Origin of the sequence: Agrobacterium sp. 22117 (genome assembly GCF_052045735.1) — a bacterium.
Classification (GTDB): domain Bacteria; phylum Pseudomonadota; class Alphaproteobacteria; order Rhizobiales; family Rhizobiaceae; genus Agrobacterium; species Agrobacterium cavarae.
The window spans coordinates 193,047-214,099 of record NZ_JBQEPP010000005.1 but is presented as its reverse complement, the minus strand read 5'-3'; the positions used below and the strand labels follow the sequence as shown (position 1 = coordinate 214,099).

The 21,053-nt window shown below is 58.5% G+C and carries 18 protein-coding genes; 7 read left to right on the top strand and 11 right to left on the bottom strand.

Features of this window, described 5'->3' with window-relative positions; translation table 11 throughout:
- The first annotated feature begins 113 nt into the window (after positions 1 to 113).
- The 5 genes from ACTJKV_RS15790 (at position 114) to ACTJKV_RS15770 (ending at position 5,825) form a co-directional block, all read left to right on the top strand.
- A complete protein-coding gene (locus tag ACTJKV_RS15790; RefSeq protein ID WP_062424353.1) occupies positions 114 to 1,616 on the top strand; it encodes a sugar ABC transporter ATP-binding protein in 1,503 nt (500 codons plus the stop codon).
- On the top strand, positions 1,606 to 2,583 hold the full coding sequence (locus ACTJKV_RS15785; protein WP_062599863.1) for an ABC transporter permease: 978 nt from the start codon (positions 1,606 to 1,608) through the stop codon (positions 2,581 to 2,583). Before ACTJKV_RS15790 ends, ACTJKV_RS15785 begins: the two co-directional genes overlap by 11 nt.
- Before the next feature lie 37 nt (positions 2,584 to 2,620).
- On the top strand, positions 2,621 to 3,352 hold the full coding sequence (locus ACTJKV_RS15780) for an SDR family oxidoreductase (protein ID WP_062424355.1): 732 nt from the start codon (positions 2,621 to 2,623) through the stop codon (positions 3,350 to 3,352).
- A gap of 80 nt (positions 3,353 to 3,432) precedes the next feature.
- Positions 3,433 to 5,043, top strand: a complete 1,611-nt coding sequence (locus tag ACTJKV_RS15775; protein WP_440599050.1) for an FGGY-family carbohydrate kinase — start codon at positions 3,433 to 3,435, stop codon at positions 5,041 to 5,043.
- Positions 5,044 to 5,099: 56 nt separating this feature from the next.
- Positions 5,100 to 5,825: an SDR family oxidoreductase gene (locus tag ACTJKV_RS15770; protein ID WP_274101245.1), complete on the top strand. Its 726-nt coding sequence runs from the start codon at positions 5,100 to 5,102 to the stop codon at positions 5,823 to 5,825.
- Positions 5,826 to 5,891: 66 nt separating this feature from the next.
- Here ACTJKV_RS15770 and ACTJKV_RS15765 read toward each other — a convergent pair whose 3' ends face one another.
- The 4 genes from ACTJKV_RS15765 to ACTJKV_RS15750 are packed head-to-tail and all read right to left on the bottom strand — an operon-like array spanning position 5,892 to position 8,945.
- Complete coding sequence (locus ACTJKV_RS15765; protein ID WP_274101243.1) at positions 5,892 to 6,953, bottom strand: CobW family GTP-binding protein; 1,062 nt, start codon at positions 6,951 to 6,953, stop codon at positions 5,892 to 5,894.
- A complete protein-coding gene (locus ACTJKV_RS15760; protein WP_274101242.1) occupies positions 6,953 to 7,252 on the bottom strand; it encodes a hypothetical protein in 300 nt (99 codons plus the stop codon). The genes ACTJKV_RS15765 and ACTJKV_RS15760 overlap by 1 nt, the downstream gene beginning before the upstream one ends.
- Positions 7,253 to 7,278: 26 nt before the next feature.
- The gene (locus ACTJKV_RS15755; RefSeq protein WP_062599858.1) at positions 7,279 to 8,178 is read right to left on the bottom strand and encodes a polysaccharide deacetylase family protein; all 900 of its coding nucleotides are present in this window, start codon (positions 8,176 to 8,178) and stop codon (positions 7,279 to 7,281) included.
- A 41-nt stretch (positions 8,179 to 8,219) separates the two neighbouring features.
- Positions 8,220 to 8,945 carry a FadR/GntR family transcriptional regulator gene (locus ACTJKV_RS15750; protein WP_194286661.1) on the bottom strand — a complete coding sequence of 242 codons (726 nt, stop codon included), beginning with the start codon at positions 8,943 to 8,945 and terminating at the stop codon, positions 8,220 to 8,222.
- Positions 8,946 to 9,110: 165 nt separating this feature from the next.
- Between ACTJKV_RS15750 and ACTJKV_RS15745 the strand changes: the two genes are divergently transcribed.
- Positions 9,111 to 10,094: an asparaginase gene (locus ACTJKV_RS15745; protein ID WP_440599049.1), complete on the top strand. Its 984-nt coding sequence runs from the start codon at positions 9,111 to 9,113 to the stop codon at positions 10,092 to 10,094.
- A 64-nt stretch (positions 10,095 to 10,158) separates the two neighbouring features.
- Here ACTJKV_RS15745 and ACTJKV_RS15740 read toward each other — a convergent pair whose 3' ends face one another.
- The 7 genes from ACTJKV_RS15740 to ACTJKV_RS15710 form a co-directional block, all read right to left on the bottom strand.
- Positions 10,159 to 11,208 (bottom strand): sn-glycerol-3-phosphate import ATP-binding protein UgpC, encoded by a 1,050-nt coding sequence (locus tag ACTJKV_RS15740; protein WP_274101238.1) that lies wholly within the window; start codon positions 11,206 to 11,208, stop codon positions 10,159 to 10,161.
- Complete coding sequence (gene ugpE, locus ACTJKV_RS15735) at positions 11,208 to 12,056, bottom strand: sn-glycerol-3-phosphate ABC transporter permease UgpE (RefSeq protein ID WP_062424364.1); 849 nt, start codon at positions 12,054 to 12,056, stop codon at positions 11,208 to 11,210. Before ugpE ends, ACTJKV_RS15740 begins: the two co-directional genes overlap by 1 nt.
- Positions 12,057 to 12,065: 9 nt before the next feature.
- The gene (gene ugpA / locus ACTJKV_RS15730; RefSeq protein WP_112358007.1) at positions 12,066 to 12,947 is read right to left on the bottom strand and encodes a sn-glycerol-3-phosphate ABC transporter permease UgpA; all 882 of its coding nucleotides are present in this window, start codon (positions 12,945 to 12,947) and stop codon (positions 12,066 to 12,068) included.
- A gap of 79 nt (positions 12,948 to 13,026) precedes the next feature.
- Positions 13,027 to 14,331 (bottom strand): sn-glycerol-3-phosphate ABC transporter substrate-binding protein UgpB, encoded by a 1,305-nt coding sequence (ugpB, locus tag ACTJKV_RS15725; RefSeq protein ID WP_112519702.1) that lies wholly within the window; start codon positions 14,329 to 14,331, stop codon positions 13,027 to 13,029.
- 294 nt (positions 14,332 to 14,625) lie between these two features.
- Entirely contained in the window at positions 14,626 to 17,817 is a 3,192-nt protein-coding gene (locus tag ACTJKV_RS15720; protein WP_440599048.1) for an efflux RND transporter permease subunit, read from the bottom strand.
- A 123-nt stretch (positions 17,818 to 17,940) separates the two neighbouring features.
- A complete protein-coding gene (locus ACTJKV_RS15715; protein ID WP_440599047.1) occupies positions 17,941 to 19,131 on the bottom strand; it encodes an efflux RND transporter periplasmic adaptor subunit in 1,191 nt (396 codons plus the stop codon).
- A 50-nt stretch (positions 19,132 to 19,181) separates the two neighbouring features.
- The gene (locus ACTJKV_RS15710) at positions 19,182 to 19,979 is read right to left on the bottom strand and encodes an alpha/beta hydrolase (RefSeq protein ID WP_162692974.1); all 798 of its coding nucleotides are present in this window, start codon (positions 19,977 to 19,979) and stop codon (positions 19,182 to 19,184) included.
- A 138-nt stretch (positions 19,980 to 20,117) separates the two neighbouring features.
- Here ACTJKV_RS15710 and ACTJKV_RS15705 point away from each other — a divergent pair, with 138 nt between their 5' ends.
- Entirely contained in the window at positions 20,118 to 21,029 is a 912-nt protein-coding gene (locus ACTJKV_RS15705) for a LysR family transcriptional regulator (protein ID WP_112519703.1), read from the top strand.
- The last annotated feature ends 24 nt before the right edge of the window (positions 21,030 to 21,053 follow it).

Below are 21,053 nucleotides of genomic sequence, written 5' to 3'. Positions count from 1 at the left end.
TCCGTTCCCGCTTAGGCGGGGGCGGGATGCTTGGATCTAAAGACATTAGAGCGTCCTTTGTGCGTCCTGAAAGACGCGCGGCGCTCTAAATCCCGACTATTGAGGAGGGTAGAGTGCTCGAACTGAACGGAATAAGAAAAAGCTTCGGCAAGATCGAGGTCCTGCGCGGCGTCGACCTCCAGGCACGCCCCGGTGAGGTGCACGCGCTTCTCGGCGAAAACGGTGCCGGCAAGTCGACCTTGATGAAAATTCTCTGCGGCATTTTGCAGCCCTCCGGCGGGACGATCCGCATTGACGGACGAGAGCGGCAATTCGCCAATTATGACGAGGCGATTGCTTCCGGGATTGGCATCGTCTTTCAGGAATTCAGCCTGATCCCCTATCTCAACGCCGTGGAGAACATGTTCCTTGCCCGTGAGATCCGCGGGCCGCTTCGCCTGTTGAACAAAGGCGCCATGCGCAAGAGGGCCGCCGAGATCATGAGCCGCTTGGTGGTGGATGTTCCTCTCGACGTGCCGGTCAATCGGCTCTCGGTCGCCCAGCAGCAATTCGTCGAAATTGCGAAAGCGCTTTCACTGGACGCGCGCATTCTCGTGCTCGACGAGCCAACGGCAACGCTCACTCCGTCCGAGACTGAGCACCTCTTCAATGTGATGCGTGAGCTGCGTCGTCAGGGTGTGGCGATCATCTTCATTTCGCACCATCTCGAGGAAATTTTCGAAATCTGTGACCGCATCACCGTTCTGCGTGACGGCGAGCTCATCGGGTCTTGCATGACATCCGAAGTGGACAACGACCGCCTGGTTGAAATGATGGTGGGCCGGCGCATCGAGGCGAGTTTCCCGCCGAAGCCGAAGCTTGATCCGTCGGCCGAGGTGGTGATCGATGTCGAAGAACTCCAGCTGAAGAAGGGCGGGCCCATCTCGCGGTTTTCACTGCGCAAAGGAGAGATCCTCGGCTTTGCGGGGCTGGTTGGCTCGGGTCGCTCGGAAACGGTGCTCGCTATGCTTGGCGCACATTCGGCTTCACGGCGCAGAATAAAGCTGGATGGCTCCGAAACACGGTTTTCCGGTCCTGATGACGCGCTGATCCGCGGCATCGGTCTGCTGCCGGAAAGCCGAAAGGAAGAGGGGCTGATTACCAGCTTCTCCATCCTGCAGAACATTTCGCTGAACAACTACCGCAAATATCGGAAAGCCCACTGGTTCCTCGACCTGAAGAAGGAGCTGGAGCACACGAAGAAAGCAATGGCGCAGGTTCAGGTCAAGGCGCAGGGACCCTATGCCCGCGTTGACACCCTATCCGGTGGCAATCAGCAGAAGATCGTGATTGCCCGCTGGTTGAACCATGACATGCGGGTGCTGATCTTCGACGAGCCTACGCGCGGCATCGACGTTGGCGCGAAGGCCGAGATTTACGCGCTGATGCGGGCATTCGCCGCGAGCGGCCACTCCATCATCATGATCTCGTCGGAACTGCCCGAGGTGATCGGCATGTCCGACAGGGTCTGCGTCTTCCGCTCCGGCGGCATCGTCGCCACGCTTCAGGGCGAAGATATCAATTCCGAAACAATAATGACAAACGCTACCACCGGGAGAGTTGAACATGTCGCTTGATGCTAACACCGGCGTTGCCGCGAAGACGGGCGGCTTCAAACTGAGCGGCCTGCTGCATTCGCCGCTGGCATTGCCGCTCGCAGGTCTGATCGTCGTCTCGATCCTGATGGGTCTTGCAAGCGACAATTTCTTCAGCGTTAACAACATCATGAACGTGCTTCGGCAGGTGTCCGTCGTTGGCATCCTTGCCGTCGGCATGACTTTCGTCATCCTGACCGGCGGCATCGACTTGTCCGTCGGTGCGGTCATGGCGCTTGTGGGAACGCTCTCGGCGGGATTGATGGTCAATACCGGATTGCCGGCTTCGATCGCGCTGCCTGCCGGGCTGTTCATCGGGCTCGGTATCGGCATATTCAATGGCGCACTCGTCGCCTGGGGAAAAATGCCAGCCATCATCGTCACGCTGGCGACAATGGGAATGGCGCGTGGTCTTGGCCTCATCTATTCAGGTGGCTATCCGGTCAGCGGCATTCCGAGCTGGATTTCGTGGTTCGGTGTCGGCCGCATCGGTGCCGTTCCAGTCCCCGTTGTCATCATGGTCGTCATCTACGCCATCGCTTGGGTCCTTCTCCAGCGAACAGCCTTTGGTCGTCACGTCTACGCCCTTGGTGGCAACGAACTCGCAGCCCGGCTTTCGGGGGTGAAGACGCAGCGCGTCAAGCTCGCCGTCTATGGCATTTCAGGTGTCACCGCCGCACTTGCCGCACTCATTCTGACCGGTCGCCTGATGAGCGGTCAGCCCAATGCCGGCGTTGGCTTCGAGCTGGATGCGATCGCTGCGGTGGTGCTTGGGGGGACGGCGATTGCCGGCGGCCGGGGACTTATCCTCGGCACTTTGATCGGCGCCGTGCTGCTTGGCATTCTTAATAACGGCCTCAACCTGATGGGCATCAACCCCTATCTGCAGGACGTCATCAAGGGCTTCATCATTCTGCTGGCCATCTATATCGGGCGCGAGTGGCGCTAGGTCATCCGGAACATCTTCATAAACGCAGGAGAACTAAATGTCTGAATCGCTGCAAGGCAAGATCGCGGTCATCACCGGTGCCGCCTCCGGTATCGGGCTTGCCACCACCGAAGCGCTCTTGGAGCAGGGCGCCACCGTGGTCATGGTCGACTGGAACGAGAAGGCCTTGAATGAGCTTGTCGCAAAGCTTGGCGAGCGTGCCATTGCGCAGGTCACCAATCTTCTGGATACCGACAGCTGCAATGCCATGATCCCCGAAATCCTGGCAAAGGTCGACCACATCGACATTCTCTATTGTAACGCCGGGACTTACATCGGCGGTGACCTGACGGAGACCACACCGGAAGCCATCGACAAGATGCTGAACCTCAACGTCAACGCCGTCATGAAGAATGTCCACGCCGTCGTGCCGCACATGTCGGAGCGCAAGACTGGCGATATCATCGTTACCTGCTCGATTGCCGGACACTTCCCCACCTATTGGGAGCCTGTCTATTCCGGTTCCAAGTGGGCGATTACCAGCTTCGTCCAGGGCATGCGCCGCCAGATGATCCCGCACGGCGTACGTGTCGCCCAGGTCTCGCCCGGTCCGGTTGTCTCCGCGCTGTTGGCAGACTGGCCGGAGGAAAACCTTCGCAAGGCCAAGGAATCGGGTAGCCTCATCGACGCGAGCGAAGTGGCCGATGCTATTGTCTACATGCTGACGCGCAAGCGCACCGTCACCATCCGCGACATGCTGGTTCTGCCGACCAACTTCGATCGCGTCTGATAATCGAGTGGCGGCTATCACATCAATGGGTTCAGCCGCTTCTCTCATGTGTTGTGTGATCCGCTCGAGGAGTACTGCAAATGGCTTCCTACCTGATTGGCGTCGATGTCGGCACCGGATCTGCTCGGGCAGGTGTCTTCGATGTGGAAGGTAAGCTTCTCGCAACGGCCAAACGGCCGATCTCAATGCACCGGCAAGATGTCGGTATTGCCGAGCAAACAAGCGGTGAGGTGTGGCAAGCGGTTTGCGAGAGCGTCCGGGAAAGCGTTTCGCGAGCCAGTATCGATCCGGTAGACGTGACGGGTCTCGGTTTTGACGCAACGTGTTCGCTTGTGGTCTGCGGTCCGGACGGTGAGACGCTTCCGGTTGGCGACCCCGACCATCCTGAGCGGGACATCATCGTTTGGATGGACCACCGCGCGGTTGGGCAGGCTGAGCGGATCAATGCCGGCGACCATGCCGTCTTGCAATATGTCGGCGGGCGCATTTCGCCAGAGATGCAGACGCCCAAGCTGTTATGGCTCAAGGAAAACAGCCCCCGTGTTTACGTCCGCGCTGCGCACTTTTTCGATCTGACGGATTTCCTGACATGGAAGGCCACCGGATCGCTCGACCGTTCTGCCTGCACCGTGACCTGCAAATGGACCTATCTTGCCCATGAGGATCGGTGGGACGCTGATTATTTCAATGCCATCGGTCTCGGGGACTTGGCGGAGCAGGGCTTCCGTCGCATTGGTCAAAACGTCGTCCATCCAGGCACTGCGCTCGGCGCCGGGCTGACGGATGAGTCCGCGAAGGCAATGGGGTTACGCCCCGGCACCGCTGTCGCCGCCGGTCTGATCGACGCGCATGCCGGCGGGGTGGGGACGGTCGCGGCAGGCGGAGACGCCTCGCGATGCCTCGGTTATGTGTTTGGCACCTCATCCTGCACCATGACGACCACCGCCGAACCAGCTTTTGTACCAGGTGTCTGGGGTCCGTATTATTCTGCCATGGTTCCAGGCGCCTGGTTAAATGAGGGCGGGCAGTCCGCCGCAGGTGCTGCCATTGATTATCTGGTGCAACTGCACCCGGCGTTTACGGAGGCGAAAGATCGCGCAAACAATGAGGGTAAGGCCTTGCCGGTCTGGCTCGCCGATCGCGCGTTGAGCTTAGTTACGTCGGCTTCTAGCGCAGTGGATATCGCCAGGGATTTTCATTTGGTGCCGGAATTTCTCGGTAACCGCGCACCGTTCGCCGATCCTCACGCGCGCGCGGTCATCGCTGGTTACGGTATGGAGACAGGGGTGGATTCGCTCGTCGCGCTTTATGTTGCTGGACTTCTTGGCCTCGGCTACGGGCTCCGCCAGATCATCGAGACGCAGGCCCGACACGGTGCGCCGGTGGAAACCATCAGCGTCAGCGGCGGCGCCGGTGCCCATCCGCTTGCCCAGCAATTGCTGGCTGACGCAACCGGCATGCCCGTCGAGTTGACGGAATGCGAAGAGCCGGTTCTTCTTGGTTCGGCTATGCTTGGCGCAGTTGCGGCGGGAACTTTCCCGGATCTTTCGTCGGCCATGACGAAGATGTCTCGGGTTAAAAACCTTGCCTCGCCAGAGGCCGCGTTTCGCGAGGTGCATGACGTGCGCTACGAAGCGTTCCTGGCGCTGCAGAATGCAGCCCGCGCCATTCGCTCCAATACCCATTCCTGAATACCGTCGAAGTCAAAGATCAGCAGGCCAACGCGGCCGCATTACGCGAGGATATCATGCAGTTTTCTGGAAAGTCCGTCATCATCACCGGAGCCGGCAAAGGGATTGGACGCGCCTGCGCCCGCCTCATGGCGGCACGCGGTGCAGAGGTTGTGGCTATCAGCCGGACGCAGTCCGATCTCGACAGCCTGAAAGCCGAAATTGGTGGACGTTCGATCCGTGCCGATCTCGCCGATGCCGTCGCCACTCGTGCTGCGATGGCAGAGGCAGGCACCTGCGATTTTCTGATCAACAGCGCCGGGATCAATGTGTTGGAAAGCGTATTGAATATGACCGATGCAGGCTATGAAGCTGTGCTCGGCATCAATCTGCGCGCCGCTATCATCACCTGCCAGGAGTTTGCCCGGGCACGCGTCGCAAAAGGCGGTGGTGGTGCGATCGTCAACATCACGTCGATTGCCGGTCACCGCGGGTTTCAGGATCATCTTTGCTATGCCGCGTCCAAGGCGGGGCTTGAGGGCGCGACACGCGTGCTCGCCAAGGAGCTTGGTCCACATGGCATCCGCGTCAACGCGGTCGCCCCCACCATCACGCTGACCGAACTTGCTGCGGAAGCATGGAACGATCCGGTGAAGAGCCAGCCGATGATGGTTCGCCATCCGCTTAATCGCTTCGCAGAAGCGGAGGAAGTGGCGGAGAGCATCGCACTTCTGCTGTCCGACGACAGCAAGATGATTACCGGTGCCATACTGCCGATCGACGGTGGTTTCCTGGCTGTTTGATCGGTGGTTTTGCGAAGCTGATCCGCAGCGAAGCCGCGCGCTTGGCGTTCTATGAGCGAGGCGCGACTATTGCTCCGCCTGCTTCGGAGAGTCTGTTATTGCAAGCGGATCGGCCTCGACGAAGGCGGCAAAGGATTGGGCGATATTCCCGATGTCGCCATCGACAATAAACACGAGAACGCTTGTGCGATCCTCTGCGGGCCAGGCGGCCATGTGGACGGGCTGGTGGATGAGATGTTGAACGCCGTGGATCACCACCGGTGTCTCGTGTCCGTCGACGCCGATGATACCCTTGACGCGCAGGAGCTTCTCGCCATGCCTGTTGACCAGCAACGAGAGCCATGTCGAAAACCGAGGCCATGACACCGCGTTGGGCGTGGTTAGGGATATGGCGCGGATCGCCCCATGCGCGTTGACGTCCTGCGACGGTGCATGCGCATGGTCATGGTAGCGCTCCGCTGCGACCCAACGCCGTGCTTCGGCTGGCCGGGCTGAAAGGTCGTGGATGTCCTCCGTCAGGATCAGGCTCGCAGCAGGATTGGCAGGATCACTGATTTCAATGCTGGCCGTCGGATTCATGGTCGACAGCTTGGCGATGAGCGCAGCTACCGCATCGGGCTCGGCAATGTCCGTCTTGGTGATGACAAGTCGATCGGCGACGGCGACCTGCCGCGCGCTTTCGGTATAGGTCTCAATGTTGTGTTGGCCATTCGGAACCTCGACGACGGTGACGATGTTGCCCATCGAAAAATGATATTTCAACATCAGATCAGCCGTCAGCGTGGCGACGATCGGTGCTGGGTCGGCAAGTCCTGTTGTCTCGATGATGAGCCGGGTGAAAGACCCTATACGACCTGCCTTGCGCTTTTCGAAGAGCGACAGGATCGCCTGCTTCAGATCGCCGCGGATTGTACAGCAGATGCACCCACTCTGCAGAAGGACAGTATCGTCTTCGATTGTCTCAACCAGCAGGTGATCGAGGCCGATGCTGCCGAATTCGTTGATGATCACGGCGGTGTTGGAAAGATCGGGACCCGACAGCAACGCGTTAAGCAGGGTCGTCTTGCCTGAGCCCAGAAAGCCTGTGAGGACGTTGACGACGATGGGTGGTTGAGCGCCAGATGGCATCACGCCTCCCGCATTTTCGACAGAAGCGTTGGATCGAGAGGGTCGATCACCTTGCCGGCAAAAGCCTCAGCCAATGGCCACAATTGGCCCAGATGGTCTACGACCGCACTCTTTCCCGTGCGGCCGGAGAGAACATATCGATCATTCCAGACCTTCAACCGCAGCCCATAATGACCAAGGACTGCATTGACGGCGCTGGCCTGTCGGTAACGCTCGGCGGCGGGCGTCATCGACGCAACGCCTTTGCCGCCGCTGCTCCAATGATCCGCCGCGCCAAGCGCACCGCACAGGCCGCACATTCGCTTTCTCCCTTATGCCTTGAGACTTATGATTGGGGACGCGCCGTGCCGCTGCGCGGGTAACGCTTGGCAAAGTCAGCGGCGATTTCTTCCATGGTGACGAACTTCACGCCCTCAAACTGACGGATGTGGTCGAAGATGCGCTCGTGCATCTTGAGGACGTGGGGTTTGCCGGAAACATCCGGGTGGATGGTGAGCGGGAAGACGGCATAGTCATAATTTTCATAGACCCACTCGAACTGGTCGATCCACATTTGCTCGAGGTCGCGCGGGTTGACGAAGCCGTGGCTATTGGGCGCGGCCTTGATGAACATCATCGGCGGGAGGTCGTCGAGGTTCCAGGACGCAGGGATTTCGATCAGGTCGGTTTCGGGACCTTGGGTAAAGGGTTTCATCCAGTGCGACGGATGCTTGGAATAATCGATCTTCGTCCATTCGTCACCGACGGTGACATAATAGGGGTGGTGGTCGTTGTGCATCAGGGAGTGATCGTAGAGAATACCCTTTTGCTTCAGCAGTTCGTTGGTCTTGGAGCCGAACTCCCACCAGGGGGCCACATAACCGCGCGGCGGCTTGCCGGAAAGCTTGGTGATGAGATCGACGCATTTGTCGAAGATCGCTTCTTCCTGTTCGGGCGTCATGGCAATCGGGTTTTCATGGCTATAGCCGTGCATGCCGATTTCGTGACCGGCATCGGCAACCTGCTTCATCTCATCCCAGAATGTCTCGATCGAGTGCCCGGGAATGAACCAGGTGGTCTTGATGCCCCACTTTTCGAAGAGACGGAGCAAACGCACAGAGCCGACCTTGCCTGCAAAGACGCCGCGGGAAATATCGCAGGGGCTGTCTTCGCCACCGTAAGAGCCAAGCCAGCCCGCGACGGCATCGACGTCGACACCATAGGACACCAGTATTTCCTTCGCCATGATCGCTTCCTTCTGTAATGGCCGGGTCGGCCTGATTGAATTCAGGGCAGTTCGGTTGGAGAGAGGCCCGAGCGGCTGCCCCCCATGCTGATATGTTTGCGCATGTAATAAAGCGCACCGTCCGGATCGCCGCGTTCGATCGCCTCCAAGATCAACTCATGCTCCTTGACCGCAGGCCAAAGATCGCCAGGGTGCAGGACCGGCATGCGCTGGCTCTCCTGCATGACGCCGGCGAATGTTCGATGCATATCGACGAGGAGGCGGTTGCCGGAGATCGCCAGGATCTGGCGGTGAAACTCGGTATCAGCCTCCACGTAACCGCCCAGATCTGCGTCCTGTGCCGCGCAGCGAAAGGCGGCTAGCGCGCTTCGCAACGCAGCAAGATCGTGCTCCGTGCGAGACATCGCAGCAAGTTGCGCAGCATAACTTTCGACGACATGCCGCAACTGGTAAACCTCGCGAAGAGAATAGGGTGCGCCTTGCGGCCAGGCACCGTTCGTCTCATCGTTACCATCGGCGATAACGAAACCGCGACCATTGTCTTGAGCTTTGATTTTGCCGGTGGTCAACAAAACGGAGATGGCCTCACGAAGCGTCGCTCTGCTGATGTCGAGCAGCCTTGCGAGCTCCCGCTGCGGTGGCAGCGCGGATCCCTGCGACCAGTGGCCTTCAGCGATCATCGAGGCGAGTGCTCTCACCGTTGCCGCGACAGCGCTTCCGCCTGCGCTTCCCGCTTCTGCTTTTTTCCCGATCGCTGTTTCAACCAAGTGTGCGCTCCATCTTGGTCTGACCAAGAGTTCCATTCAATGCAGAAGATCGGATTTCGGTCAGGCCGTCAACGTCAAAGAATAGGCATTTGGTGCCCAATTCTTCGCCATTTGACAATCTTGGTCAGACCAAGTTAGCTGACGTAAAGATTTAGGGGAAAGATCATGACGAAAACTGTTTGCCTCATCACCACGGGCGGTACGATTGCGTCGCAGAAAAATGCGAGCACAGGCCATGTGACGGCGAAGCTTGGCGCAAGCGAGCTTCGGGCGTCGTTGGGAAGCCGTCTCACCGGTGTCGAGCTGGTGGTCGATGAATTCATGACGGTCGGGAGCTTTGCCCTCTCGCTCGAAGACGCTTTTGCTCTCGCCTGCAGGATAAGAGACCATCTCGCCGACCCCAAGATCGACGGTGTCGTCGTGACGCACGGAACCGACACGATGGAGGAGAGCGCCTATATGGCCGATCTTCTCATCGATAGCGGGAAGCCGGTCGTCTTTACCGGTGCGCAGCGCGCAGCCGATGAACCGGATGGCGATGGTCCACGCAACATTGCCGACGCGGTTCGCATCGCTGCATCTGAGACCGCCCGCGGTCTGGGCGTCCTCTTGTGTTTTGAGCAGGAGTTTCATGCAGCCCGCGACGTGACGAAGTCCCACACCTCTCGCACCGACACGTTCATCTCTGCCGAACATGGGAAGCTGGGTGAAGTCGATGGTGACTTGGTCATCGTGCACCGGCGCCCGGTGGCCCCGGGCAAAATTCCTGCGACACGTGTCGAGACGGATATCGAGATCGTCAAGCTCGGAATCGGCACGAGCGACAGGTTCCTGCGCTTCGCCGCCTCGGAGGGAATGCGTGGCATCGTGATCGAGGGCTTTGGCCGTGGCAACGCCACACCTGCCGTCACGGCTGCCGCTATCGATCTCGTCAAGAGCGGTGTTCCGGTCATCATGACGAGCCGGTGCCAACGCGGTCGCGTCAAGCCAATCTACGGAAATGGTGGCGGCAAGACCCTTGCGGAAGGCGGTGTTATCTTTGCAGGGGATCTCAGTTCGCAAAAGGCGCGCGTTCTTCTGGCGTTGCTTCTCGGATCCGGGTTGGGGATGGAAGACATACGCCGTGACATCGAGCGCTTCGGTCTTTAGGCGGTGTTTCGGTCTACCGAATGGTTGAAGCGGGACCTTCGGAGGTCCCGCTTCATTCTTGCAGTCAGTCGATACGAGCGCCGCTGGCGTTGAAGAAGTGCAAATCTGCCGCCTTTGCGCCGATCTGCACGACGTCGTCCATCTCGATGCGCGAGCGTCCGGCCACACGAAAGACGATGGCGCTGCCATCTGCCAATATGCCATGCACGTAGCTTTCCGCGCCGACCAGTTCCACCGCAGCAACCTTGACGGAGGCGGTAAAAGCCTCGTCCTGGTGAGCGTCTGCGATCAGGTGGAGGTCTTCCGGACGGATGCCGAGAGTGGCTGCTGTGGCCGGAATTGCCGCGGTCTGCGTCATCGACCAATTGCCGGAAGATGTCGGGATCGCAAGCAAGTTCATTGATGGCGAGCCGATGAAGGTCGCGACAAAGGTCGTTGCCGGGCGCTCATAGAGTTCGATCGGCGTGCCGACCTGTTCGATGCGCCCTGCATTCAAAACCACCAGCCTGTCGGCCAGCGTCATCGCTTCCATCTGATCATGCGTGACATAGACGCTTGTCGTCGCAAGCGAGCGCTGAAGCCGCTTGATCTCGACGCGCATCTGGACGCGAAGCTTGGCATCGAGGTTCGATAGAGGCTCGTCGAAGAGATATGCGGCGGGTTCGCGCACGATGGCGCGGCCCATCGCCACACGCTGGCGCTGGCCGCCGGACAGTTGCCTCGGCTTGCGCTCCAGAAACTGTTCGATCTCAAGCGCCTTGGCTGCCTGCTCGATACGGCGATCGATCTCGTCTTTCGGCGTATTGCGGTTCTTCAACCCGTAAGCAAGGTTCTGCCGCACCGTCATATGCGGGTAGAGCGCGTAGTTCTGGAACACCATGGCGATATCGCGCTCGGACGGCTCCAAGTCGTTGACCACCCGATTGCCGATCGAGATTTCACCGCCTGAGATGCTCTCAAGGCCCGCGATCATGCGAAGCAAGGTGGACTTGCCGCAGCCGGATGGGCCTACGAGGACAACCAGTTCCCCATCGGCGATCTGCAGGGATACACCTTTGATGGCTTCGATATTGCCATACATCTTGCGGACATCGTTCAAAACAATCTGGGCCATTACTTTTCTGTCTCCACAAGACCTTTAACGAACCATCGCTGCATCAAAACAACGACGATGATAGGTGGGATGATAGCGAGGATCGCGGTTACCATGACGTAGTTCCAGGGGGTGGAGGCGTCAGTGAAATCGACCATGCGGCGCAGGCCGATGATGATCGTGTTCATCTTGGCATCGTTCGTGACCAGAAGCGGCCAGAGATATTGGGTCCAGCCATAAATGAACAGGATCACGAAGAGCGCCGCAATGTTGGTGGTCGAGAGCGGAAGAAGGATGTCCTTCATGAAGCGGAAGGGTCCGGCATTATCGATGCGCGCTGCTTCGACCAGTTCTCCCGGGATGGTCAAGAAGAACTGCCGAAACAGGAAGGTTGCCGTCGCTGATGCCATCAGAGGCAGGGTCAGGCCCGCATAGGTGTCGATCAAACCGAGATCAACGATCACCTTATAGGTTGGCAGGATGCGCACCTCGACCGGAAGCATCAGCGTGATGAAGATCATCCAGAAGAAGAACATCCGGAAGCGGAAGCGGAAAAAGACGATGGCGAAGGCGGAGAGGAACGAGATGATGATCTTGCCGACGGCAATCGCCATTGCCACGACGAAGGAGTTGAAGAGCAGGCGTTCAAGACTGACGCCGACCACACGTTCGACACCACCCGCCACGGCTTCCCGATAATTTTCTATCAGATGTCCGCCCGGGAGCAGAGACATGGGCGGGCGGATGATGTCTTGCGACGTCATCGAGGAAGCAATGAACGTGTAGTAGATCGGGAAGGCGACAATGATGATGCCGATGATGAGGATGAGATGGCCAATGCCATTTGCGATGGGGCGTTTTTCAATCATGTTCGGTCCTCATCCGTAATGGACCCGCTTCTCGACGAAGCGGAACTGGAAGGCAGTCAGGCCGATCACGATGATCATCAGGATCACGGACTGGGCCGCGGATGAGCCAAGGTTCAAATTGACGAAGCCATCATTGTAGACCTTGTAGACCAGCGTTTCGGTCGCCTTGGCGGGACCGCCTCCGGTTACGGCATGGATGATGCCAAACGTGTCGAAAAAGGCGTAGACGGTGTTGACCACCAAGAGGAAGAAGGTGGTGGGGGCCAGAAGCGGGAAGATGATGGTCCAGAAGCGCCGGCTCCCACGAGCACCGTCGATGGCTGCGGCCTCAATGAGCGATTTAGGGATTGCCTGAAGACCGGCCACGAAGAAGAGGAAATTGTAGCTGATCTGCTTCCAGGCGGCTGCGACGACAATCAGCGCCATTGCCTGGTCTCCCTTAAGCAACGGGTCCCACTGGAAGCCGGTCGAGCGTAGCAGATAGGCGAGAGTTCCCATGGCAGGGTTGAACATGAAGAGCCACAGCATGCCGGCAACCGCTGGTGCCACGGCATAAGGCCAGATAAGCAGCGTGCGATAAAAGGTCTGTCCGCGCACGACCTTGTCGGCGGCCGTTGCAAGCAGCAATGCTACGGCCATGGAAACCAGGGCCGTCAACGCACTGAAGACGATCGTGACCTGAAGCGCGTGGAGATAATTCGGGTCCGAAAGTGTATCGGAAAAATTGGCGAGACCGACGAACGTCGTTTTAAGCCCGAATGCATCTTCCTGCAGCACCGATTGATAGATCGCCTGGCTTGCGGGCCAGAAGAAGAAAATCGCCGTCAGGATGATCTGGGGTGCCAACAGGAGGTAGGGCAGGATTTTGTTCGGGAAGTGAACCGTGTGCAAGGGTGATGCTCCTCAGCCGGCCAGGGAAAAAGCATTGCCCGCATCCAAAGATGCGGGCAGCGGCTTCAGCTTATGGTGATTACTTGGAGGCAGCCGCGATGGCTGCATTGCCGCGCTCGACGATCTGGTTCAGCGTCGTCTTGGCATCCTGCTTACCAGCCAGCATGGCTTCGAACTGCTCGTTCATGATGTCGCGGACCTGTGGCAGGTTCGGCAGGCGAACACCCTTGGAGTTTTCCGTCGGTGCCTTGCCCATCATCTGAAGGATCGGCGTTTCACGCGCCGGATTCTTTTCGTAGAAGCCGGAAGCCTTCGTGGCTTCGTAAGCGGCATTGGTTACAGGCAGATATCCGGAAACCTGATGCAGGCGTGCCTGGATCGGCGTTTGCGACAGGAAGTGGAAGAACTGGGCAATGCCCTTATATTCTTCATCAGACTTTCCGCCAAAGACCCAGAGGCTCGCGCCGCCTGGAATGGTGTTCTGTGGTCCGTGACCTTCGTAATAGGGAAGCTGGCCGATGCCGTAATTCATTCCCGACTTTACGATGTCGCCAAGACCGCCGGAAGACTCGGTCAGGATCGCGCATTCACCCGACAGGAAAAGCTGTTTCGCTTCTGACGTGCGGCCGCCGTAACGGAAGGTCCCGTCCTTGGCCATATCGGCTATCGACTGGAAATGCTCGACAAAGAGAGGCGCGTTGATCTTCAACTCCACTTTGCCGCCGCCGAGGCCGTTCTCGTTCGTTCCGTAGGAGACGTTGTTCCAGGCGGCGAAGTTCTCGGTCTGGATCCAGGTCAGCCAGGTCGAGGTGAAGCCACAGGGTGCCGCACCGCTTTCCTTGATCTTGCGAGCCGCTTCGAAGACTGCGGGCCAGGTCTTTGGAGGGTTCTCCGTGTCGAGGCCCGCTTTCTTGAAGGCATCCTTATTGTAGTAGAGGATCGGCGAAGACGAGTTGTAGGGGAAGGACAGCATCGTGCCATCCGGCTTGGAATAATAGGCAACGATTCCCGCCAGATAGTCGGCCTTGTTAAAATCGAATCCACCCTTCTTGAGAACATCGGCGACCGGCATGATGGCGCCTTCTGCACCCATCATGACACCAGAGCCAGCATCGAAAACCTGAATGATGGCTGGAGGCTGCTTCGACCGGAAGGCTGCGATCCCCGCATTCAGGGTTTCTGGATAGGTGCCCTTGAACACCGGTGTGATCTTGTACTCGCTCTGGCTCTCATTGAACTCCTTGGCGAGCTGATCGACCACCTCGTTGTTCGCACCGGTCATGGCGTGCCACCATTGCAGCTCGGTCGCGGCAAAGGCAGAGGTGCCAAAAGAAAGCGAAATAGCAAATGCCGCCGCGGATGCAGCGAGACGTTTCGTGGACATGATGCCTCCCTAGTTTTACGCATGGTCCAGCAACAAGCTGTCCAGGATTTTTTTTGCGCCGGAACCTCCCAGAACCAGCGGCAACTCGCTTCATTCGAAGCGTGTCATATAGAAAACGAAAACAAGTGAACGTGCAACGAAATTATGACAGTTGGTTTTCGCGGGTTGTGCAAAACCAAAGGCTGAGAACATCGATGGGCCGCTGGCTGAGGCCTGGAACACTCCAGACAATGTAGAGAAGCCCCGAAGACAATCGTCCTCGGGGCTTGTGGTTTGACGATATTGTGATCGCCGTCACACCGCTTCGCTCATTTTGTAGTCGGTGTTTGCAGGCTCTTGCTTGTGCTGGATCAGCGGGCGGTTGCCGGAGAGTTTGCGAACGAGCACATAGAAAACCGGCGTCATGAAGATGCCGAAGATCGTGACCCCGATCATGCCTGAGAAGACCGCGACGCCCATGGCTGCACGCATCTCGGCTCCGGCGCCCGTAGAGATGACCAGCGGCACCACGCCCATGATGAAGGCAAGCGATGTCATCAGGATCGGACGCAGGCGAAGGCGGCTGGCTTCGATGGCCGCGGCAACCGGTGAGCGGCCTTCAAACTCCAGTTCCCGAGCAAACTCCACGATCAGGATGGCATTCTTCGCCGATAGCCCGACAAGGACGATGAGGCCGATCTGGGTGAAGATGTTGTTGTCTCCGCCCGTCAGCCAGACGCCGGTCATGGCGGCGAGCACGCCCATCGGCACGATCATGATGATCGCGAGCGGCAGAGTGAGGCTCTCATACTGTGCGGCCAAAACCAGATAGACCAGCAGCAGCGCCAACGGGAACACCAGCAAACCTGAGCTTCCGGCAAGGATCTGCTGATAGGTCAAATCCGTCCACTCAAAAGAGATGCCCGATGGCAAGGTCTCACTGGCAATGCGTTCGATGGCTGCCTGGGCTTCGCCGGAAGAGAAGCCGGGCGCTGGGCCGCCATTGATATCAGCCGACAGGAAGCCATTGTACCGCGTTGTGCGCTCCGGGCCGGTCGTGGCATTCACCTTCAACAATGCGGACAGGGGTATCATCTGTCCATTCGATGAGCGAACTTTCAACTGACCGATATCTTCCGCCTGGGAGCGGAACTTGGCATCGGCCTGCACACGCACGCTGTAGGTGCGACCGAAGGCGTTGAAGTCGTTCACGTAAAGAGAGCCAAGATAGATTTGCAGCGTCTCGAACACGTCCGTTACCGAGACACCCAGTTGCTCTGCCTTGGCACGATCGAGATCGGCGTAGAGCTGCGGCACATTGATCTGGAAGCTTGAGAACAGGCCAGCCAGTTCGGGCGTCTGATAGGCTTTGCCGAGGAAGGCCTTGGTGACCTCGTCGAGCGTCTGGTAACCGAAGCCTGCGCGGTCTTCGATCTGCATTTTGAAGCCGCCTGTGGTGCCAAGTCCGTTGACGGGCGGCGGCGGGAACATGGCGATGAAGGCATCCTGAACCGCGCCGAATTTCTGGTTGAGCGCCATGGCAATAGCGCCGCCAGAAAGCTCCGGTGTGGTGCGCTCTTCAAATGGGCTCAAGGCGACGAAAACGACGCCCGCGTTCGAGCTGTTGGTGAAGCCGTTGATGGAGAGACCCGGAAACGCGATTGCATGTTCGACGCCTGGCTGCTGCATGGCAATATCACTCATGCGCTTGATGACGTCTTCCGTCCGGTCGAGACTTGCAGCATCCGGCAACTGCGCAAAGCCGATCAGATACTGCTTGTCCTGCGCAGGCACGAAGCCGCCGGGCACCGCATTAAACATGGCATAGGTTGCGCCTGCGAGCAGCATATAGACGACCATGACGATGCTCTTACGATTGAGCAATCCGCCGACGCCCTTGCCATACCCGTTTGAGGCTGCTCCGAAGGCGCGGTTGAAACCCCTGAAGAAGCCACCCAGCACCTTGTCCATGCCGCGGGTCAGCCAATCCTTCGGCGCGTGGTGATCCTTGAGAAGCAGGGCTGCCAGTGCAGGAGACAATGTCAGCGAGTTAATGGCGGAGATGACCGTCGAAATCGCGATCGTCAATGCAAACTGACGGTAGAACTGTCCCGAGAGCCCGGAGATGAAAGCAAGCGGCACAAAGACGGCCACGAGTACCAGGGCGATCGCGATGATCGGACCCGAGACTTCCTTCATGGCGCGATAGGTCGCCTCGCGCGGAGAAAGACCGTTCTCGATGTTGCGCTCGACATTTTCGACAACGACGATCGCGTCATCCACGACGATGCCGATCGCCAGCACAAGCCCGAACAGGCTGAGCGCATTGATGGAAAAGCCGAAGACATACATGACGGCGAATGTGCCGATGATCGACACCGGAACGGCAATCAGCGGGATGATCGAGGCGCGCCATGTCTGGAGGAACAGGATGACGACGATGACGACGAGAGCGACGGCTTCCAGCAGTGTGTCGATGACCTTGTCGATCGAGGCGCGGACAAACTCGGTGGTGTCGTAGACGATTTCGTATTTCACGCCATCGGGCATCGCTTTCTGCAGGTCCTGCATGGTCGCAGCGACCTGGTCTGAAATGGTGATGGCGTTTGAACCGGGAGCCTGGAAGACCGGGATAGCCACAGCGGATTCGCCGTCAAGCAGCGAGCGCAAGGCGTAATCGGCTGCGCCGAGTTCGACACGCGCCACGTCACGCAGGCGGGTGATCTCGCCATTCGAGCCGCTTTTGACGATGATGTTGCCGAATTCTTCCGGAGTGGAAAGCCGACCTTGTGCGTTGACGTTGAGCTGCAAGTCGACGCCATTCGGGCTTGGCGAAGCGCCGATCGTGCCGGCTGCCGCCTGTACGTTCTGTTCGCGAATGGCGTTGCTGATATCGCTGGCGGCAAGGTCGTGCTCGGCGGCCTTCTGCGGGTCGATCCAGATACGCATGGAGTAATCGCCGGCACCGAAGATCTGTACCTGGCCCACACCCTCGATGCGCGCCAGCCGGTCCTTGATGTTGAGGACGGCGTAGTTGCGCAGGTAGGTGAGGTCGTACCGATTGCCGGGAGAGACGAGATGCACGACCATCATCAGGTCGGGAGAACTCTTGACGGTGGAAACGCCGAGGCTTCTGACTTCAGCGGGAAGACGCGGCTCGGCTTGCGAAACGCGGTTCTGCACAAGCTGCTGCGCTTTGTCCGGATCGGTCCCCAGCTTGAAGGTGACAGTCAGCGTCATGACACCGTCGGAGGTCGCCTGGCTGGACATGTAGAGCATGTTCTCGACGCCGTTGATCTGTTCCTCGAGCGGTGTCGCCACCGTCTCGGCAATCACCTTCGGGTTCGCGCCGGGATAGGTGGCACGAACGACGATGGAAGGTGGCACGACTTCCGGATACTCGGAAATCGGCAAGGCGCGCATGCCAATCAGGCCTGCCACGACAATAAGAACCGATAGGACGCCAGCAAAAACTGGCCGGTCTACGAAAAATCTGGAGATGTTCATGGATTAGCCCTCTCCGGGTGAATTCTGAACGCGGGAGACCACCCCGGTGGCGTGTCGCCACCGGCAGGGATCTTTCTGCATCGATTGGGAATAGGAAGGGCCGAGGAAGGCCCGTCGGATCAATTATTGGGCTGCGGCGAGCTTGTCGTCGGCCTGCGGAGCCACGACCGCACCGGGGCGGATGCGCTGCAAGCCGCTGACGACGATCTTGTCTCCGACCTCAAGGCCGCTTTCGACGACGCGCATTCCCTCGGCCGATGGGCCGGGTTTGATCTGGCGGTAGTTCACCTTGTTGTCCTTATCGACGACAAAAACGAACTTCTTGTCCTGATCGGTGCCAATCGCGCGGTCGGTGATCACGATGCGCTTTTCCGACTTCGGCTCGCCCAGTCGGACGCGAACGAACTGACCGGGAATGAGATGCCCATTGGTGTTGGCGAATACCGCGCGGACGCCGATGGTGCCGCTCGCACCGTCTACCTGATTGTCGATCAGATGCAGGGTACCCTTGATGGGCGTTCCCTCATCGGCGAGCGTGCCGACTTCAACGGGGATCTGCTCCAGCGCCTGAAGTGCCCCGTTTGAGGTGGGCAGTTGCGACAGCGCCTTGGCGACGATCTCCTCGCTGGCATTGAAGCTTGCATAGATCGGATCGACAGACACAAGCGTGGTGAGAGCAGGGGATGCGGAGCCGGCGGCAACCAGATTGCCGACCGTCACATCAAGCTTGCCGACGCGTCCTGAAATCGGTGCGCGCAGCTCCGTGTAGCTGAGATCGAGCTGTGCCGTCGTCAGTGCTGCGCGGGCGGCCCGCAGTTGCGCTTCGGCCTCCGCCACATTGCTTTGGCGTTGATCAAGATCGCTTTGCGAAATAGTGCGGTTGTCGGAAAGTCGCCGACCGCGCTCCAGTTCGGTTTTGGCAAGGCCGATCTTTGCGTCCGCCGAGGCAACCTGTGCCTCCGCACCCGCAACCGCTGCCTGGTAGGGAGCTGGATCGATGGTGAAGAGCAGATCACCAGCCTTTACCAGTGCGCCTTCACGGAAGTGAACCGCTTGAATCTGGCCAGCAACGCGGGAGCGGACCTGAACACGCTCGACAGCTTCGAGCCTGCCGGAAAATTGCTCCCAGTGGGTGATGTCTTTGCTTTGCACAACTGCGACCGTCACTGGAACCGCAGGCGCCTCCGCCTGCGGAGCCGCAGCAACGGCGCCCGTCGTCATGGGAAGATCGAATAGCAGCGCTGCGGCTGCTACGGACATGGCAAGTCCTATGCCGGCACCCGCAAGGGCACGGCGCTTGTTCTTGAGCGTCATGGGATACTCCTTGGCTTCGTAAGGAAGCCGATCAGTGATTGTCTAAAATGCTAATTCTTGAGGTCTTGAACAAAACCCGAAAACTCGTCGCAAACAGCCGAAAGCCACTTGCCACCTTCACCTCGATAAAGCCCTGTCCAGCCGGAGCCGGCAGGGAAAACATGCAGCCGAACCTGTATTCCTGCATCACGCAGGCGCGCGGCATAATTCACTGTCTCGTCACGCAGAGGGTCGTCCTCGGCGGTAAAAATCAAAGCTGGGGCCACACGGTCGAGCCGTGTACACTGGCACGGTGCCGCGTAAGGGTGCGCTACCCCACAGGCCTTTGCCAGATACCGGCTCCAGCCTTCGGCCCAACGCTGCCGCATGCCGATCTTGTCGGCATCCCGAAAGGAGGTCGATGCCATCAGCGGATCGATCATTGGTGATAGCAAGATTTGTCCTGCCAGTTTCCCAGGCATCCGATCACGCGCCTTTAGCGCCAGGCCTGCGGCAACATTCCCGCCAGCCTCTTCTCCTGCCACGAACAGCAAGGATTTGGCGCTACCATACTGCTTGCGGCTATTGCTCAGACAATCGAGCGCATCGAAAGCCCGATCAATCACCGCCGGAAACTCATTGCAGGAGCCGGTGCTGTAATCCGCCTCGATGACCACCGCTCCACTTTCGGCAAGCGCTTTCGCGACCGGTAGCTCCTCGCACTGAGCCCCTTCTGCCAGAAAAGAGCCACCCCTAAGATAAAGGACCAGCGGAGGCGTCCGCACTTTGCCTTCGTTGCTGTAGACACGCACGGACAGGGGCGTGCACATTGTGCCGCTCGTCTCGATCTCGTGCCACTGGGTGTCCATCATCATTTCCTCGAGAGACTCTGTCTACGTCTCTTGTAGTGCTTTCTAATATGGATATATTGTTCGGGATAAGTTGCGCAAGCATCCAAATTCGAAAACACTATTCCAAATTCACGGACAATCGAGCGAGGTTGACAGATGGACCAGCTAGCGGCGATGCGCGTCTTCGCACGGGTCGTTGAGACAGGAAACTTCACCAAGGCTGCCAATGCCCTGAATATCCCCAAGACGACCGTGACCAATATGGTGCAGGGTTTAGAGGCGCATCTGCGTACGACGCTACTGAACCGAACGACGCGCCGCGTCATGGTGACCACAGACGGTGCACTTTACTATGAGCGTGCAACGCAAATCCTGGCGGAAATCGACGAGTTGGATGGTAGCGTTTCGAGCGCCAACGTCCAGCCTTCCGGTCGCCTGCGTGTGGAGATGGCCGGGATGTTCGCCGATAAGATCATTATTCCGAATCTTTGTGATTTTTACCAGCGCTTTCCGCAAATCCGGCTCGACATCGGTGTCGGAGACCGTCTTGTCGATTACATCGCCGAAAACGTGGATTGTGCCTTGCGCGTGGGCACACTGCGTGACCAGTCGCTTATCGCGCGAAAGGTCTCGGAACTCGACTTTCTTACGGTTGCCTCACCCGCTTACATCGAGCGCTTCGGCATGCCAAAGACGCCGGAAGATCTGGAAGTCGATCATCACTGTGTCGGTTACCTGAATGCCAATGCGGGACAAGTAATGAGCATGGCCTTCGACGACGGTACCCGTTCCGTTGAAATTAGCCCGCGATACATCGTATCGGCGAACGATGCGAGGACCTATCAGCATGCCGTTGTTGCCGGAATGGGCGTCGGACAATTGGTACCGTTCTCGATAAGGGACGAGATCAAGGAGGGAAAGCTGGTGCGTGTTCTTCCCGAATGGAAAAGCGAGCCCATGCCGATCTACATCGTCTACCCACAGACCAGACATGTGACGAACAAGGTTCGTGTTTTCGTTGATTGGGTGGCAAAGCTGCTGAACAGAAGCGCATTGGGAACTTTATGATTTACTTTCATAAAGTTTTTTAAA